The organism is Stanieria cyanosphaera PCC 7437, assembly GCF_000317575.1.
In the GTDB taxonomy this organism is placed as follows: Bacteria; Cyanobacteriota; Cyanobacteriia; order Cyanobacteriales; family Xenococcaceae; genus Stanieria; species Stanieria cyanosphaera.
The window spans coordinates 4,821,313-4,839,467 of sequence record NC_019748.1; the positions used below are offsets into that span (position 1 = coordinate 4,821,313).

Here is an 18,155-nt window from a genome sequence, read left to right on the forward strand (position 1 = left end):
GCAAATTTTAGTAAATTAGTTTATAAAAAAAAATCCGTATATTTGCAATTTATTTGTTTAAAATAAAAATGATAATTAAGAGAAAATCTAATTTTGATGCTTTTACTCAGGAAAAAGATTGCTCTTTATTTTGATAAGGTTGAAACTACTACAGGGTTAGTAATCAATCTACTTATTTTGGGATTAATTTTACTTTCTTCATTAATTTTTATTCTTGAAACTTATCCTCTTGCTCCTAACATCATAGTTAAGTTGGATTGGTTAGATACAATTATTTTAATTATTTTCACTATTGAATATATTTTACGGTTCTGGACTGCTGAAAATCGCTATAAATTTTTCTTCAGTTTTTTTTCTTTAATAGATTTTATTTCTATTTTACCTTTATTGATAGAATGGATAGATTTTAGATTTTTTCGTATTTTTAGATGGTTCAGAATTATTAGAATTATTCGTTTTTGGCATATAGGTTTTAAAATACTAGGTATCAAAGCTGAAGATAATGTTATTTATACTCGGATTTTTCTAACTGTTTTTTGTTTACTTTTTGTATATGCTGGTTTAATTTATCAAATAGAACACCAAGTTAATAGTGGCAGTTTCAAAAACTTTTTTGATGCTTTTTATTTTGTGGTTGTTACAATGACAACTGTAGGTTATGGTGATGTAACTCCGTTATCAGATTCGGGAAAAGCTGTAACTTTACTAATGATTTTAACAGGAGTCTTATTGATTCCTTGGCAATTTGGTGAATTAATCAAGCAACTACTCAAAAATAAAAATTTGGTAGAAAATGAATGTTCTGAATGTGGATTATATCAACATGATTCTGATGCAATTTTTTGTAAGAGATGTGGAACTATTTTGAAAAAATCAACAGAAATTATCAATAATTAAAATTAGGGGCAAATTATGGAAAGGGGTTTATTCTGGTTACCTTTATTAGGAGTTTTTATTTGGTTAGCTTGGAGTGGTTGGAATGAATATCAAAAGGTAGAAGGTTATCGAATTTGGTCAGAAAAGTATGATAAGGCTAAATACGATTTTTTGGCAGTTTTAGGTAAAAAAGGTAGTGAAATCACTTGGGGGAATCCTACTCGCCAAGGAATTCTGAATTTAAATAATTTTTCGTTATTAGATGTTCAAAAAATTGATTTATTAGTAGGAAACCATTCTATTGAAAATTTAGATAATCTTCCTGACAAAGGAAAACCTGTCTTAAACTTTACTTTGAATAATAATAATTCGATTAAAATTCCTTTTACTGACATTAACTTAGCTGCACAATGGACTAAATATTTACAACAAGAATGGCAGCATTTAAAACAATAATCAAAATAATTGAGGTAAAAAGTAATGGAAAATTCACGCAATGTACTTGGTAACGAATTAGAAATTTGTTGTGGCTCTCCTGTAACTGGATGGTATCGTAATGGTAAATGTGAAACTAATCTTAGCGATCGCGGTGCGCACGTTATCTGTGCAGAAATGACAGCAGAATTTCTTGAATTTACTAAAGCACAAGGTAACGATCTGAGTACGCCAGCACCAATGTTTGATTTTCCTGGGTTACAACCAGGCGATCGCTGGTGTTTGTGTGCCAGTCGTTGGAAAGAAGCGTTAGATGCTGGAGTTGCACCACCAGTTGTTTTACCAGCTACAGAAGAATCTGCTTTAAATTATGTCAGCCTCGAAGAATTAAAACAAAATGCCTTAGATGTTTAAATTGTAGTTGAATATCTCGATTGTTGTTAATGATTAATTGTTACATAGCATTAGTATTAGAACATGAGCGAGAAGTACAGCAAGAACAGCGATCGCATTACCGAGGTGATCCTGCTATAAACATAAAATTTTGAATTGATGAAATACAATCTTGACAAATATCATCGAAAATCTATCCGATTAAAAGGATATGATTACTGTCAAGCAAGACAATATTTCATAACTATTTGGACTTATCAAAAACAATGTTTATTTGGTGCAATCATAAGGTGATTTTCAACTTTTAACTTGCTCAATTTGCTTCATTTCTTGATAGGCAGCATAAACACCTTGTACGTTATACCAATTTAAAAAAATTCGAGCGATTTCTAAGGCAAGTTGGGGTTTTCCAAGATTAATTAACCATTGCAACAAAGGCTTCATTGTTTTTTCGTTTAAATTACCACCCAAAGATAAAATTCCCCATAATAAACGATGCAAGAAAGTCATTTGAATCATCATCCGAACATCCCAAGTTGGATGTTTTTGATAGAAAACAATTCCCATTCTGCCTCGTTCAATTTCTTTATCAATTAACTGAGGAATTTGATTTAAATTAAAAGGGGGATGCCAATGATAACCAACTGCTTCAGGACATTTAATTAACTTTAATCCTAATTTTTTTAAACGAACTCCTAATTCTAAATCTTCCCAACCATACAGTTGAAAACGAGTATCAAATAGTCCAGCTTCTACTAACCATTTTTTGGCGATCGCGACATTTCCTGTAGCAAAATAAGCAGCCGAAAAATCAGTAATTTTATAAGGTTCAGTAGTAGGATTTTCAAAGTTAGCAGTATTAATTACCCAACCATAAGTAAAGACGCGATCGCTTCCAAGTTTAGCTTTTCCTGTTACTAAAGCATCAGCATGAGCCTGAAGAAATTTTTCTGTAACTACCAGATCACTATCAATAAAAATAATTGTATCACCTTGGGCATGATTAACTCCTAAATTCCTCGCAGCAGCAGCACCTTGATGAGATTGAATTAAAGTTTTTACATGAGGTAAATTAGTTTTAAAATTACTCAACCAAGTTAATGTTTCATCGATTGAACCATCATCAACAACAATAATTTCGTAGCCTTCAACTTTATCATCAGTTAAATGTTGAGATTCTAAAGCTTGTAAACACTTTTGTAAAATTGGTAAACGATTATAGGTAGGGATAATAATACTAAAAAACATTATTTTATAGCAATTTTTAAATTCTTGAGATCCATCTAGAAGATTTATTAGTTATCAATTAACAAAAAACACTACCAACTGATAACTTTATCTGTGTTTATCTGTAGACAAATAATTAACTATCAACCAAAAACTAAAAGCTTGTTCATATTTTATTAATGTAAAAAACTTTATAAATAATTAGCGAATTTTGGCAAGCAACAAACGAATCATATCCGCATCCTCTGCATTAGGCAACATAGCCAAATAATATTCCAAATCCAAACAAGCCTTATCCCACTGATCCAATTCATAGTAGAGTAAACCGCGATCGCGTAATTCGTTAGGATTATCTGGAAACAGCATTAAAATTCCATCAATTGTAGCTAAGACTTTACTAAATTGCCTTTGATTTAAATAAATATATTTTAAATTAGTCAGCATTCTAGCTAAAATTTGTCTATTACTAACGGCTGCTAAAAACCGAGGTTCTAATTCTATTGGTTTTGGATATAATTGTTGTAATCTTTCAGCACAATCTTGTTGAAATAAAATTTCGCCTTGATTAAAAACATCAACAAATATTCCCACTTCTTCAAACTCTGGACGAATTAAAAAATGTCCAGGCATTCCAATACCTACCATAGGGAAATCAATTCGTTTAGCAATTTCTAAATACAAAACTGATAAACTAATAGGAATACCAGTTCTACGATCAATTACTTCATTTAAAAAACTATTAGTAGGATTGTAATAATCTTGCTGATTACCTTTGAATTTTAAATCATCAAAAAGATAGTTATTAATGGTATTAATTACTTTGAGCGGATATTTTCTTTGTGGTAGTCTTGCTTTAATTTCTTCCGCTATTGTATTTAACTTATTGAGATATTCTTCTATATTGAGACTGGGATACTCAGCTTGAGCATAATAAAGTGAGGCTTTTGCTAAATCAATATCTTCATCTGCCCGATTAATTTCTTGATAAAAATTTTGCCAAGCTAATTGATAATCCATTGGTTATTTATAAAGCAATTTGTTTAAGTATTTAGTAATTATTTTAATATTTATAGCAGGCACATTGCAAAATCAAGCATAAAATAGCAATGAAATCTGTATTTGCTCAAGTCTTGATCTCAATGTGTTTAACTCGAATTTAGATTAATTTAAATTTAAAATTCAAAAGTAGAGAATTAATTTATTACATCTCTACAAAAGTTTTATGTTTTTCAGTTTATTAAAAGTGTCTACAATTTCTGTCTCAAAACCACAACTAAGTACCAGGGCAAAATTAAATATAAAATAAAGCTTTCATTGTTCTTTTCTGCACCCAAGTACTTCTGCTTCCTTTGCATTTTTCTGTTTTATAATTAGTTACGCTTATCTACTTAATATAAGGTTTAAAAGCCCTTGCCTTTATACACCCCTTACTTTTCTTTAGCAGTAAATTAAGTGTATAGTAGTTTATTTGATCTAATTAAAATTAGTATTTATTAACATGAAAATCTCCACCAGAACCATATTTCCAAGCATCTAACCAACGATGATAATAATACTGCTGAGTAGGAGATAAATAATTAACTAAAGGTTGGATTGATTTTCCGAGAGGATAAAAACCACTATACAATGCCAAATTCAAATAATGAATGCTCCAATCAAGTAAACCATTGATGCCAACTTTGGGTAAAATTGGTAACACTAATTTTGGATTAACTAAAGGCAGAGTTCTTGCTAAAGGAGCAAATTGAATTACATCTTGAAGAAAAGGTTTTAGTACATCATCACCAAGATGATTCATAACAGCAAAAACGCCATTCATTAAATCATTAATTTGATTGAGATTGACTTTTTCATTGATACCAACACTCATGGTTTTTTGAAATAACCAAGTAACAGAAATATTTGGTTGATAAGGTTGAAGTAAAGCTAAATCTTTACTTTTTAAACAATCTGATTTTATTGCTTCATCAATACCAGAAGTTAGTCTTTGCAGATGTCTAACCATTGCACCAAAACCACCAAAACTAACAGGAGATTGACTACCGCTACTATCACCAATTGTCAAAATACGATTCCAGGTTAAATGCAAAGGACTTTGACGATAAGCAGGAAAAAAACCAAATAAAAATCTCTTAAAATCTAGTTGTGATAATTCAATATTTTGATACTGAGGTAATAATCTTAAATACTCATCCATAAACCATTCTAAATTAGGTCTAGCTGGCTCGGCATCTAGATAACTAAACATATAAGTAGTGCGTCCATCTCTGGCAGGAAAAGCTTCCCAAAAATACTGACATTGATTAATGATAGGTGTAAAAGAATAAATCAAATCTCCTGTAGAATTTTCTTGATACCCTTCAGCACAACTACCGACAACTACACAAATACCTTCGGGTTTAATTCCTTTTCTAGCTTGTTTTACTATCGGGGAAAAATGCCCCATACCATCAACTAACAAACCAGTTGTTAACTTAAATTCTCCTGCTTCTACTAAAACCCCATCATTATAAACTGTAGCTTTAGTAAAAGGAGTTTGTTCTAATAATTGTCCACCAGCTTGTAAAAATTTTTCTTTTAGTTTAGCGAGTAAAAATACAGGATCGACTCCAATATTAAGAACATCTTTAACCCAAAGTTCTTCACCACCCAAAAAACCAATCCGAGCAGGATTATATTCAGTTGCAATTGCTTGATTTAACTCAGATTCTGTTAATAATTCTAATTCAATAAAAGTTTGTAATTCCTGACGAGAGATATTCCATTCTTGTTCTCTGCCTTTAAGTATTCCTCGCTCAATTAAAGCAACTCGCCAACCTAATTTAGTACAAGCAGCACCCAATAAAATCCCCAAAGTACCACCACAAATTACCAAATCCCAATCAGTTTTGCCCAAAGATTCATTACTAACATTAACAGCTTCGGTAGGATTAATTTGCTCTTTCCGAAAAACATTCCAAAAGCGATCCGCACTTTGTAATCTTTCCCAAACGCCATCATTTCGCTGCGCTAAAATTTGTTCACTTAAACCCATAACCCGATTCCTATGCTTTTAATAATATGAAATACTTCAATTTTTGCTACGGTTCGGATCGTTTTTTAGCTTTTAGCTATACGCTCTTAGCTGAACCTCATCTAAAATCAAACTATTGGTAGCATTCTTTTTTACATTTCATATAAATATATTATTGGCAAGAAATAGTACAGTTATCAGCCAACAGTCAAGACAATTGGTTGATAGTTGAAGCAAAAAATAATCAGTTTATCTAGAACTAAACTGGTAACTGCTGTACAGACAATTCATGAATTGTCCCTACTGGTAACTGATAACTACTCCTTATTGTTTCATCTTAGAATAAACAAAGTTAGTAAAACTACCTTGATTAAGCCGATCCCAAGCATAAATGCGATCGCGAAATTGTTGCCATTCTCCATATATTGCTTTAAAATCAGCATCTTTAGCAGCAAACTGTTCGTAAATATCAAAAGCAGCTTGTTGTGCTGCGGTTAAAATTTCTTCACTGTACGGGCGTAGTTGTGTACCAGCTTCAATCAGACGTTGCAGAGCTTCATTGTTACGAGCATCATAACGGGCTAACATAGTTGCATTAGATTCGTAAGCAGCAGTTTTAATTGCCTCTTGGTATTGGGGGGGAAGTTTATTCCACTCGTTTAAATTAATTTGTACTTCTAAAGTTGCCCCTGGTTCCCACCAACCTGGATAGTAGTAAAATTTTGCTATTTTATTTAGTCCCAGTTTTTCATCATCATAAGGTCCTACCCATTCTGTAGCATCAATTGCGCCTGTTTGTAGTGCTTGAAAAATTTCACCACCACCCAAAGTTTGGACTGTTACGCCCAATTTTGCCATTACCTGCCCACCTAACCCAGGAATCCGCATTTTTAACCCTTGCAAATCTTTGAGGGTAGAAACCTCCTTGCGAAACCAACCACCCATTTGTGTGCCAGTATTACCCGCAGGAAACTGAATAAGATTAAATTTGCTGGCATAGATTTCTTGTAATTTAGTTAAACCGCCACCTTCGTATAACCAAGCATCTTGTTGTTGAGCAGTAAACCCAAATGGAACAGTTGTACCAAAAGCTAAGGCAGGACTTTTCCCAATGTAATAATAAGAAGCAGTATGTCCACATTGAACTGCACCTTGAGAAACCACATCTAACACTTCTAAAGGAGGGGCAATTTCGCCAGCAGCACGGGGAGAAATTTTAAACTTACCGCCAGTTAAAGCTGCTACTCGATCCGCTAAAACCTGTGCGCCACCAAAGATTGTATCAAGAGAAGGAGGCCAACTAGTTGCCATTTGCCATTGCAGATTGGGTAAATCAGCTATTTCATTATTTGCTGTGGAAGATTGGTTTTGTGCAGTTTGACAGCCACCAATAATAGCTATTCCCGTTGTGGCAACTGCTGCTTGAGAAGCATATTTTACAACAGATCGACGTTTCATAACACTCCCTCACGAAATATTTTTTCTCAATATATATGTCAAGGTTAGTGATTTAGGTAGAATGAGTTATTTAATTTAATTAATTAATGCTCAAAGGAGATTTATGCGACCGCGACCGAAGGGAGTGAACCCCGCCTCAGCTTTGCTAAGCTCGCTACTTAAAATTTCTCAAGCGATTGATAATTGTATTGAAAAGCTTGACTGGTTGCTCAACTGGTTAGTTTTATTAGCCGTTGGCATCGGTTTTTATAATGTCATGGCTCGTTATCTAGGGCGATTTATCGGAGTAAAGTTATCCTCAAACGCCTTAATTGAATTGCAATGGTATTTATTTTCAATTTTATTTTTACTAGGATTTGCTTATATTCTCAAACATGGCGATAATGTGCGAGTAGATTTTTTTTATGGAAGATTGAATGAACGACAGCGATCGCTAATTGATTTTTTAGGTACAGTATTATTTTTAATTCCTTTTTGTTTAATTGGTATTTGGGTAACCTTCAATCCTGTTTTAAACTCTTGGGGACGTTTACCCGATGGCAGTTGGGGAACATGGGAAATTTCTGGTGATGCCAATGGATTGCCCCGCGCTCCTATTAAAACTATGATTCCGATTGGTTTAATTTTGTTACTGTTACAAAGTATTTCTCAAGCAATCAAATATCTAGCTGTTTTGTTGGGTTTTCAACAGGTAGCCGAACAAATACGTTTAGAAACTTCCGATCATACCAAGATTGAATAGGAGACGAGAATGGGTTTTGAGTGGCTGGCAATTGTGATGTTTGTAGGCTTCTTCTTCATTTTGATGAGTGGCTATCCTGTTGCCTTTTCTTTTGCTGGTACTGCAATTATTTTTGGTTTGATTGGTTTGGGTGTTGGTGCTTTCGATCTCAATCGACTTTTGCTATTACCCAACGTCTGGTTTGGCACAATGTCTAACTTTACTCTGTTGGCAATTCCCTATTTTGTTTTTTTGGGTGCAGTTTTAGAAAAATCAGGATTAGCAGAAGAATTATTAGAAACCATTGGCATTATATTAGGAAAATTAAAGGGTGGACTTGCCTTAGCCGTAATCTTAGTAGGAACGATCCTCGCTGCTACCACAGGCGTAGTGGCTGCTACTGTCATAGTAATGGGAATGTTATCTTTACCTGTCATGTTGCGCTACGGCTATGATAAACAATTAGCTTCAGGAGTCATTGTTGCCTCCGGAACTTTAGCCCAATTGATTCCCCCTAGTCTAGTTTTGGTCATTCTCAGCGATCAAATTGGAGTTTCTGTAGGAGATTTATTTTTAGGAGCATTAATACCAGGATTAATGTTGTCTGGTTCTTATATGTTATATGTGGTAATTCTGGCAATGGTTAAACCAGAAATAGTACCAGCTTTACCAAAAGATCTTGTTATTCCCAAAGGCAAGGCTTTATTAAAACAGATAATTAAAGCAGTTTTACCACCATTGTTCCTAATTTTTGCAGTTTTAGGCAGTATTTTCTTTGGTTTAGCCACTCCTACGGAAGCAGGAGCAGTAGGAGCAGTAGGAGCTTGTCTTTTAGCAGCCATCAACCAACGCTTTAACCCTAAATTGCTTAGAGATGCAGCCCACGCGACAGCAGTGATTACTGCTTTAGTATTGATGATTCTCTTTTGTTCTTCCTTGTTTAGTTTAGTATTTGATGCTCTGGGAGGTAAAACTTGGATTACTAACTTACTAACCAGTTTACCTGGAGGCTTTTGGGGATTTTTGTTTGTTAGTAATATTGCTATTTTTCTGTTAGGAGTTTTTCTAGAATTTATTGAAATTTGTTTTATTGCTATGCCTTTATTTGTTCCTGCTGCTCAAGCTTTAGGAATTGATATGGTATGGTTTGGGGTAGTGATGGCAATTAATTTACAAACCGCTTTTATCTCTCCACCTGTAGGTTTTTCTCTGTTTTATCTTCAAAGTGTTGCTCCTAAAGAAATTAGTACTATTGAAATTCACAGAAGTGCGATTCCATTTATGGTGTTGCAGTTTATTGTCTTGATGATTGTAATTATTTTTCCTCAAACTGTACGCTGGTTAATTGATGCTTCTGTAGCTACAAGTATTTAAGAGCAAATTACAACAAAATGATTAATCAGTAAATTGTTTAATATACTCTTTGATTAGACTATAGCAGTTCTCACTTCTTTAGAGGTACACCTTAAAATACTGGTTTTTGTTAATGATTGAGACCTACGGTAGTGCGCTTCGCTTATGTTAATTGTTGATTATTCATCCCTCATAAATTAGTAATTAGTAATTAGTAATTAGTAACTGGTCACTGATAACTGGTGTACCTTACCAAGATGAGAAACGTTATATCAAATCCGATCTGTTAGTAAATTTGTCAATCAAAAGTGTTATTTAAAATGATTTCTAAACCAGAAAAATCAGATTCTACTACGTCAAAATCGCCTGCATCTATTTATATCGATGGCAAAAAATATCCACTATCTGAGCAAGTTGTTAAAAATATTGAAACAATCATTGGTTTCCAGACAAAACAAGAACGCAATATTCCCATTCACGAGCAAATTTTAGACAAAATAGCATCTTTTTTCGGGAAATCTATTTTTTTATATCTACAACTAATTTTTTTTATTACTTGGGGACTCTGTAGTCATTTTACTCCACATTTATTACCTTGGAATTTTCCTAAATTTAATCTAGAAGAAATGGGAGTTGATATTGCATCTTTGCTAATTGCGACAGGAGTATTAGTACAACAAACTCGTCAAGATAAATTAGCCGAACAGCGATCGCATTTAAATTTACAGATTAATTTATTAACAGAGCAAAAAATTGCCAAATTAATTGAGCTAGTCGAAGAATTACGTAAAGATATACCAATAGTTCATAACCGTTATGATTGGGAAGCCGAAATGATGAAAGAAGCTACCGATCCTCAAATTGTTCTCGATATTTTGCAAGAAAATCTAGAACAATCAACTGAAGAACAAAAATTAGATCAAGAAAATTCTAATCAATAGCTACTTTGTTGTTATTCGTTATGACTGCACAGATGCATAAAAATCTATCTTGAGATAGATTAGAATATTCTGGTTTTGTGTTAATTTAAATTCGTTTGGCGACAGCAAGCTAAATGAATCTCAGGATAAATTCGCTGCAAGGTTTGCCAATTTTAAAATTTTCAAAATTTTATAGATTAAATTGCTTTGCATAAAAGGGGTTTTTTCATGACCGAATTTAATGGTGTGATGATGCAATATTTCCACTGGTATAACGAGCCTGATGGCAGCTTGTGGAATGAATTAGCCGAAAATGCAGCGGATCTAGCCAAAGCAGGTATTACTGCCGTGTGGCTACCTCCAGCCTACAAAGGTACAGCAGGTGGTTACGATGTTGGTTACGGTGTCTACGATATTTTCGATCTTGGTGAATTCGATCAAAAAGGCTCGGTAAGGACTAAGTACGGTACTAAAGACGAGTATGTTAGAGCCATTAAAACTGCTCAAGAAGCTGGCATACACGTCTATGCAGATGTGGTACTAAATCATAAACTTGGTGGTGACGAACAGGAAGAAGTTGAGGCAACACCTTTTAACCCCAATGATCGACATCATGCCATTGGAGAAATGCAAAAGGTTAAAGTATGGACACATTTTACTTTCCCTGGTCGTCAAGGCAAATATTCTAGCTTAGAGTGGCATTGGTGGCATTTTGATGCTGTTGACTACAATGCTTATGATGGCGATGCTAATGCCATTTATTTATTTAAAGATAAAAAATTTGACGAGCAAGTAGATTTAGAACAAGGTTCTTTTGACTATTTAATGGGTTGCGATCTGGATATGGAACATCCAGAGGTAAGAGGCGAACTCAAATATTGGGGCGAATGGTATATGGATACCACCAATGTTGATGGTTTTCGCTTCGATGCCGTCAAGCACGTTAGAGCAGGATTTTTCCCCGAATGGCTCAATCACTGTCGCAACTATGCTGGCAAACAACTATTTGCAGTAGGTGAATATTGGTCTAATCATATTGAAGCTTTGCATCATTTTATCGAAGTTACTGGTGGAGATGTAGCTTTATTTGATGCCCCTTTACATTACAACTTCAGTGAAGCTAGTAAGGCGGGAAATAACTACGATATGCGTCAAATTTTTGACGGTACATTAGTACAACAGCAACCTGCTTTAGCTGTCACTTTAGTAGAAAACCATGATTCTCAACCCTTACAGTCTCTAGAATCTGTAGTTGAAAGTTGGTTTAAACCCCTAGCTTATGCATTAATTTTATTAAGAAGAGATGGTTATCCCTGTATCTTCTATGCCGATTATTATGGCGCGCATTACAAAGATACTGGCAATGACGGACAAGAATACGAAATCTGGATTGATCAACATCAGTGGATTATTGATAAATTTTTATTTGCTCGTCAAGAATATGCTTTTGGCGACCAGTATGATTATTTCGATCATGCTAATTGTATTGGTTGGACACGTCTCGGCGATGAAGAACACCCAGGCGGAATGGCTGTGGTGTTAAGTAATGGCGGAGAAGGTACTAAATGGATGGAAGTTGGTAAGCCTAACCATACTTACATTGATCTTACCGAACATATCAAAGAACCTATTGTAACTAATGATAAGGGTTGGGCAGAATTCCGCTGTCCAGCAGGTTCAGTTTCGGTTTGGGTACCCAAATCAGCTAATTAAAAGCAGTCTAGTTTAATCTGGTGCGTATGAACGCATTTTAGCTCTTGATCTGTAGGGGGAATTCATGAATTCCCCCTACTCATTGATTATTGATCAATTGCCACTAATGTGGACAAATATTTCCCGTTGATGACTTCTTTGACGATGTTCCCAAAGATAAATTCCTTGCCAAGTCCCTAACACTAATCTATTTCTAGCAATTGGGATTTGTTCCGAGGTATGAGTTAAAGCAGAACGAATATGAGCAGGCATATCATCGGGACCTTCAGCATTGTGAATGTAGCGCATAGGATCTTCTGGAACTAATTTCGCTAAAAAATTAGATAAATCTGTTAAAACGTCAGGGTCAGCATTTTCCTGAATTACTAAGGAGGCAGAAGTATGACGGACAAAAACGGTACATAGTCCCATTTCTACGCCTGATTCGGCTACTATTTGTTCTATTTGACTTGTAATCTTATGGAGAGCTTTCCCTGTGGTTTTAAGTCTAAGTGCTTTTTGATAATGTGTCATTAGATTTATTTTGTAAATCTATCAAAAATAAATTTTATTAGAGTGAAATCGCGATAAAAATCTTTAAAAAGGCTGATTATTGGTTGGTTTAGCAGGTGTTTCTGTCTGAGGTTTTTCAGGATTATTACCTGGCTTGTTTTCTGCTACAGAATTCAAATTACAACGGGCAAACAAGTGTTTAATTACATTCTGTTCTTCTTCAGATAAGGCAAACCACCATGGTAGATGACCTTTTGGTGCTTGGGTAGGATCAAAGTCTAATTGTTCGTACAATAAATAGCCACTACTGCTAGCTACATCACCTTTTTTCCAACCTACAGAAGTAGCAAAACGTCGCCAAGTTTCAGTCGAAAAATCACCTTGGTCATTAACACTATTCCAAATTTCTTGTTGAGGAGTAAAACCAAATTTACCACCGCTATATTTACGCCATAATTGATCGATGGTTTGAATATCCGTACAAGAAAATTCGGCAATAGTTTTTAGTTCAATGAACATATGGGGATTGCGATTTTTGGCTGTTTTGACAATTTGTTCAATTAGTTCGTAGGTTTGACGATCCGCTTCTTCCCATTTTCCTTGCTCTAAAAGATCACTCAAAGGAGCGTAATCTATTCCGGTTCTAGCAGAGATTAAGGTTGTGCCTATTGTACCTAACGAGTTAAATTCTTGATTCGCTTGGGTTGGTTGGGTTGCTTGATTCGTTTGAGCAGGTTGAGTTGGTTGGGTTGGTTGAGTTACTTCAGGAGAAAATTGATTACCTGAAGAAGTAGGGGAACTAAAAGTAGGGATAGAAGAAATTGTAGTTGAATTTTGCTGTGGTTTTGGCGGTTGACTATTTACAGGCGGAGTAATTGATGGTGACTGTGGTTGATCTGATAAAGATTGAGAATTATTTGACGAAGAATTAGAATTATCGTCTGGAATAATATCTATCACAATTTCTTGGGGAGTTTGCTCGTTAGAAGGAGTATCCGCAACAGTTACGTTTGTTTCTGGTTGTTGAGGTGTTGTTACTGTGGTTTCTGGTTGTTGAGGTGTAGTTGCTGTAGTTTCTGGTTGAGGAGTAGAATTAGGTGCAATTGCAGTTTGGTAAGTATCAATCGGAATTGCGTAATTGGAAGTACCAAAAGTACGAGCATGAATATTAGCTTCCCCGTGAATACCAATTAACATACCATTTTTATCTAAAACAGGACCGCCACTCATCCCTGGAAAAGCTTCGCCATTGTAAATTAAAGCATAACCATTTTCAGTTGGTTTGGGTAAAATACCAACTAAATTAGTCGTAAAAAAGCGATAATAGCGATCGCTTTCTTGCTTTAATTCTCCAGGATAACCTGCAAAATAAATACTTTGACCTTCGTTTAGTAGGGCAGAATTACCAATTTCAGCAGTTTGATAATTTTGGTTGGTATTAAATGTCAAAACAGCCAAATCTAAACCTGATAATTGTTTAACCGATTGTGTGTCAACCTGATGCACTCTTCCATCAATCGTTTCTACTGTATATTGACCAGAATTTTTGACTACGTGCCAGTTCGTCAATACGTTATAAGTTTCTCCCGACTGTCCAACAATTACACCAGAACCAATCCCGCTACCATCAATACGCACTGTAATTTGTTTGGCGCGCAGACTAATTTGTTCTGGATTTAAAGCCTGAGATATAACTGTTTGTGCCACTGTTAAAGTGGGTGAGGTTGTAGCGAGTGCTACTCCAATCAAAGCTGCGGTGATGGTATGAGAAAATTTCATTGTTTAGCCTCCGATGGGTCTGATTCTCCAGGTAACTCTCTACAATTTTTTTTTGCTTCTGCTTCTGCTTGCATTTTAAAAATCAATTCGGCAGTATTGCCATTTTCTTCTGAGTCTTCAATGATCACAGACACAGCAGCATCCTCTGAAGCTAAAGAAGATTGAACCGAACGATTTAGTTGTAAATTAGGCTGAATTTCCGTAATTTTTTCGACTGGAATGGCTAAACTGGAACGAGTAATTAATTCTTGTAAAGGAGGACAAGGTTGGGAACCATCGGCAAAGAAATCGGGTGCTTCCCACAAGGGATAAGCGTGTTTACCATTAATTCCTACTACTTCTCCTCTACTGTTGACCAACGGGCCACCACTCATACCTTTTTTTACGTCGTTAGTGTAACCAATTTGGTAACCTTCTTCTAAAGCTTTGTCTAAGATTACGGCAATTCTCCCTGTTTTTAAAGTAAATTGGGTTAATGGGGTTAATTTTGTCTGAGGAGTAGTAATTTCGTCTATTTGGGCGGGAAAACCAGCAGCAAAAATTGGTTCTCCTACTTTAAGGTCGGCAGAATTACCTAATCTAGCGGTTTTATAATTCTGATTACTACGAAAACGTAACAAAGCTAAATCGTATTGCTTCGATAATGAGTTTGAAACAACTGTGGCTTGATGTATTTTGCCGTCGGAAGTTTGAATCTGATAAGGAGCTTTGCCTGCTCGCAAAACGTGTTGATTAGTAACAACAGTATAACCAGATCCTTGATGATTGATAATTATGCCCGAACCAAGAGCCTCTATTCCCCATACTCTAACAGTAATTTCGGCAGTGTTGTGAGTGATTTGCGTGAGGAGTAAATGTGGAGAAGCCGAGGCAAGAGTTTTTGAGGATAATCGAGAAACGTCTCCTGGTAACAATAAGCCTATGCTGGCAAGGCAAATTAACAACTTGACAGCTTGGGGCTTGAAATCCATAAATCGCCTTTTAATCGTGCTAATTGATTAATTTTTTGACGTTGCTCTTAGTAACCAGTCATAATTTCATTCCAGACACTTCTCGATGTTTATTTATCAACGGGAACTGTTTCAAGAAACTTTTCCATGTCGACGTAAAATTCGCCATCTTGATAAAATCCGGCATCATCGTTGCTGAGGACGATAGTTTGTCCGCTGACACTCCGACGAAAGTCGATTAATTGAATTAGTACTTCTTCTGGATCTGCTCCTGGTTGTAAGGTAATTAAAACATTTTTATCTGGGCAAGTTCCACCTCGATTTTCAGCAACACAAATCACTGGTTGACGGTTAACATTGCCAGTACGAATGTATTTAAGACTCCCATTATCGAGAAACTTTTGGAATCTTTCAGAAACTGCCGAACAACGAGATTCAGGAGTCCATTGGGTTGAAACAGTTCTCACCCAGTTAATTAAGGTTACTCTACCTCTAGGAGTATTAACAAAAGTATTCCAACCGCCATTAAGTTTGGCACAGTAATAAGTATTATTTTTTGCCGAACTAGCTTCGGGATGAGCAATGGTAACACCCAAAGCTACAGCTAATCCTGCAAAAATTGCAAATGTTGATTTAAGTTTCATGGTGACTTTACTTTAAACAACTTTGAACAAGCTTACTTTATATTCCGAAAATATACTTAGCATCATAATTTTAGCTAAAATTGTTACTCTTTTGTATTGCTATTGTTAATGTCTTGTAATCTAGTTATGAATCAAGAGTCTACTCCTCAAGCTACGGAAATCAAAGCTCTATTTGACCGTATTGCGCCCATATACGATCGCTTGAATGATTGGTTAAGTTTGGGACAGCATCGCATCTGGAAAATGATGAGTGTAAAATGGAGTAATCCTCATCAGGGCGATCGCGCTTTAGATCTCTGTTGTGGTAGTGGAGATTTGGCAATGATGTTGGCGAAACAAGTTGGTGCAACTGGTCAAGTAATTGGTGTAGATTTTGCTTGTTCTCAACTTGCGATCGCGTCTGCTCGACATCAACGACTTAATCCTAATTTACCAATTAGTTGGCTAGAAGGAGATGCACTCAATCTTCCGTTTTCAGACAATTATTTTGATTGTGCGACGATGGGCTACGGCTTACGCAATCTTACTGATATTTCCCTTGGTTTACAGGAGTTATACCGAGTTCTCAAACCTGGTGCAACGGCAGCTATCCTTGATTTTCATCGTCCCCAAACAGCGATCGCGCGTACTTTTCAACAATGGTATTTACAAAACCTTGTCGTTCCTACTGCACAACAGTTTGGTATGACCGAAGAATATGCCTATTTGATTCCTAGTTTAGAGCGGTTTCCCACAGGAGTAGAACAAGTCAAACTCGCCCGTGAAGCGGGATTTGAACAAGCTACTCACTATTTGTTTGCTGGCGACATGATGGGAGTATTAGTCATTACTAAAGGGAATAGTGATAATAGAACATAGGTAATCCTAAAATCGACAATTCATTATTGATTAATTACGACCTTGGAACTTGCAAATCTCTGGTTATTGATGGTTCCTCCTATAGCAGGGAGTATTATTGGTTATTTCACTAATGATTTAGCCATCAAAATGCTATTTCGTCCCTACAAAGCAATCTATTTTGGCAAGCGGAGACTACCTTTTACTCCTGGATTAATTCCCAGCAATCAGGAGCGTCTAGCTCAAAAAGTTTCTGATACAATCATGGGGTCGTTGCTTACCCCAGAAGAATTACAAAAATTAGCTGAACGATTGCTCAAAACTGAACGAGTAGAAAGTGCTTTATCATGGCTATTAAAACTTGCTCTTGACCAAGTTCAATCTGATAAAGAACAAAAAACAGCTAAAGTGTTAGCTAATGTTTTAAAAGATTTATTTGGACAATCTTTACCTCGTCTACTTAAAGTCTTAGCCCGTCGAGAAGATTTTTTAGAAGAGCAAATTAATCAAATTTTTGATCAAATTTTATTAGATTTTCAATTAAGTGATGCTCAAGCTAGACAATTTTCTGATTGGCTTTTAGAAGTAGTTTTGCCTCCAGATCTTTTACGTAGAGGTATCATTGATTTTCTAACTGATCGCAATATTCAAATTATTGATGAAGGATTTCGAGAAAAATCTAGTGGTACTTATTGGGTAGTTGCCAATCTGTTTGGCTTGCGTAATAGTTTAATTCGTTTACGAACTTTTTGTATTGATGAAAAAGAAATTACTAATGCTCGCTTAAAAGAATTGATTTTTTCTTTAGAAATTCGTAATCGTTTACGAGATTTATTTCAAAATCTTTCTTTACAAAATCTACCTGTGGCTACTGTGAGACAATTTCGTAAAACTACTCGCGAAACTGTACGTAATTATTTACAAAGTCGAGGGTCAGAATTTATTCAAGGTTTGGGAGATTCAGTTGATTGGAAAAATGTAGCAGTTATAATTATTAATCGCTTACGTTCCTCAGCAACTGTTAATAATTCTTTGGGAATAGTTAGTCAAGAATTAGCTTTAATTTTGGAGCGTTATTTGGAAAAAGATTTAGAAAACTTAATTACTCAAGTTATTCCCATCTTATCAATCGATAAAGTTATTATTGAACGCGTCATGGCTACTTCTCCTCAAGAATTAGAAGATGCTATTCAAGGAATCGTTAAAAATGAACTACAAGCGATCGTAAATTTAGGAGGTATTCTTGGATTTTTGGTTGGATTAGTGCAAACAATTTTAATGTTGTTTACTTAAAACAAATTAATGATAATTGTTAATTTTCTAAATCGATTACCGCCAAAATTA

17 protein-coding genes are annotated in these 18,155 nt (G+C 35.2%); 9 read left to right on the forward strand and 8 right to left on the reverse strand.

Annotation, left to right across the window (positions count from 1 at the left end; genetic code table 11):
* The first annotated feature begins 96 nt into the window (after positions 1-96).
* From STA7437_RS21085 to STA7437_RS21095, 3 genes are read left to right on the forward strand one after another with little or no spacing between them, the layout of a single operon-like run.
* Entirely contained in the window at positions 97-897 is an 801-nt protein-coding gene (locus STA7437_RS21085; RefSeq protein ID WP_015195415.1) for an ion transporter, read from the forward strand.
* Positions 898-912: 15 nt separating this feature from the next.
* Complete coding sequence (locus STA7437_RS21090) at positions 913-1,332, forward strand: hypothetical protein (RefSeq protein WP_015195416.1); 420 nt, start codon at positions 913-915, stop codon at positions 1,330-1,332.
* Between the two features lie 24 nt (positions 1,333-1,356).
* Entirely contained in the window at positions 1,357-1,725 is a 369-nt protein-coding gene (locus tag STA7437_RS21095; RefSeq protein ID WP_015195417.1) for a DUF2237 family protein, read from the forward strand.
* Positions 1,726-2,001: 276 nt separating this feature from the next.
* Here STA7437_RS21095 and STA7437_RS21100 read toward each other — a convergent pair whose 3' ends face one another.
* The 4 genes from STA7437_RS21100 to STA7437_RS21115 form a co-directional block, all read right to left on the reverse strand.
* Complete coding sequence (locus STA7437_RS21100) at positions 2,002-2,952, reverse strand: glycosyltransferase family 2 protein (protein WP_015195418.1); 951 nt, start codon at positions 2,950-2,952, stop codon at positions 2,002-2,004.
* Between the two features lie 180 nt (positions 2,953-3,132).
* Positions 3,133-3,948, reverse strand: a complete 816-nt coding sequence (locus STA7437_RS21105; protein ID WP_015195419.1) for a SirB1 family protein — start codon at positions 3,946-3,948, stop codon at positions 3,133-3,135.
* 466 nt (positions 3,949-4,414) lie between these two features.
* On the reverse strand, positions 4,415-5,965 hold the full coding sequence (locus tag STA7437_RS21110) for an FAD-dependent oxidoreductase (protein WP_015195420.1): 1,551 nt from the start codon (positions 5,963-5,965) through the stop codon (positions 4,415-4,417).
* 303 nt (positions 5,966-6,268) lie between these two features.
* Positions 6,269-7,402, reverse strand: a complete 1,134-nt coding sequence (locus tag STA7437_RS21115; RefSeq protein ID WP_015195421.1) for a TRAP transporter substrate-binding protein — start codon at positions 7,400-7,402, stop codon at positions 6,269-6,271.
* A 103-nt stretch (positions 7,403-7,505) separates the two neighbouring features.
* Between STA7437_RS21115 and STA7437_RS21120 the strand changes: the two genes are divergently transcribed.
* The 4 genes from STA7437_RS21120 (at position 7,506) to STA7437_RS21135 (ending at position 12,109) form a co-directional block, all read left to right on the forward strand.
* On the forward strand, positions 7,506-8,144 hold the full coding sequence (locus tag STA7437_RS21120) for a TRAP transporter small permease subunit (RefSeq protein ID WP_015195422.1): 639 nt from the start codon (positions 7,506-7,508) through the stop codon (positions 8,142-8,144).
* Between the two features lie 9 nt (positions 8,145-8,153).
* Positions 8,154-9,497, forward strand: coding sequence for a TRAP transporter large permease (locus tag STA7437_RS21125; protein WP_015195423.1), 1,344 nt, complete (start codon positions 8,154-8,156; stop codon positions 9,495-9,497).
* A 299-nt stretch (positions 9,498-9,796) separates the two neighbouring features.
* On the forward strand, positions 9,797-10,417 hold the full coding sequence (locus tag STA7437_RS21130; protein WP_015195424.1) for a DUF1003 domain-containing protein: 621 nt from the start codon (positions 9,797-9,799) through the stop codon (positions 10,415-10,417).
* Positions 10,418-10,624: 207 nt separating this feature from the next.
* Positions 10,625-12,109, forward strand: a complete 1,485-nt coding sequence (locus STA7437_RS21135; protein WP_015195425.1) for an alpha-amylase — start codon at positions 10,625-10,627, stop codon at positions 12,107-12,109.
* A gap of 93 nt (positions 12,110-12,202) precedes the next feature.
* Here STA7437_RS21135 and STA7437_RS21140 read toward each other — a convergent pair whose 3' ends face one another.
* The 4 genes from STA7437_RS21140 to STA7437_RS21155 form a co-directional block, all read right to left on the reverse strand.
* On the reverse strand, positions 12,203-12,622 hold the full coding sequence (locus tag STA7437_RS21140) for a secondary thiamine-phosphate synthase enzyme YjbQ (RefSeq protein ID WP_015195426.1): 420 nt from the start codon (positions 12,620-12,622) through the stop codon (positions 12,203-12,205).
* Positions 12,623-12,685: 63 nt separating this feature from the next.
* Complete coding sequence (locus STA7437_RS25090; RefSeq protein ID WP_015195427.1) at positions 12,686-14,380, reverse strand: GUN4 domain-containing protein; 1,695 nt, start codon at positions 14,378-14,380, stop codon at positions 12,686-12,688.
* Positions 14,377-15,351 carry a S1 family peptidase gene (locus STA7437_RS21150; protein ID WP_015195428.1) on the reverse strand — a complete coding sequence of 325 codons (975 nt, stop codon included), beginning with the start codon at positions 15,349-15,351 and terminating at the stop codon, positions 14,377-14,379. Before STA7437_RS21150 ends, STA7437_RS25090 begins: the two co-directional genes overlap by 4 nt.
* 89 nt (positions 15,352-15,440) lie before the next feature.
* Entirely contained in the window at positions 15,441-15,974 is a 534-nt protein-coding gene (locus STA7437_RS21155; protein ID WP_015195429.1) for a COP23 domain-containing protein, read from the reverse strand.
* 126 nt (positions 15,975-16,100) lie between these two features.
* Here STA7437_RS21155 and ubiE point away from each other — a divergent pair, with 126 nt between their 5' ends.
* Both ubiE and STA7437_RS21165 read left to right on the forward strand, forming a co-directional pair.
* Positions 16,101-16,832, forward strand: a complete 732-nt coding sequence (ubiE, locus tag STA7437_RS21160) for a bifunctional demethylmenaquinone methyltransferase/2-methoxy-6-polyprenyl-1,4-benzoquinol methylase UbiE (RefSeq protein WP_041620283.1) — start codon at positions 16,101-16,103, stop codon at positions 16,830-16,832.
* 69 nt (positions 16,833-16,901) lie between these two features.
* Positions 16,902-18,104 (forward strand): DUF445 domain-containing protein, encoded by a 1,203-nt coding sequence (locus tag STA7437_RS21165; protein ID WP_051036129.1) that lies wholly within the window; start codon positions 16,902-16,904, stop codon positions 18,102-18,104.
* The last annotated feature ends 51 nt before the right edge of the window (positions 18,105-18,155 follow it).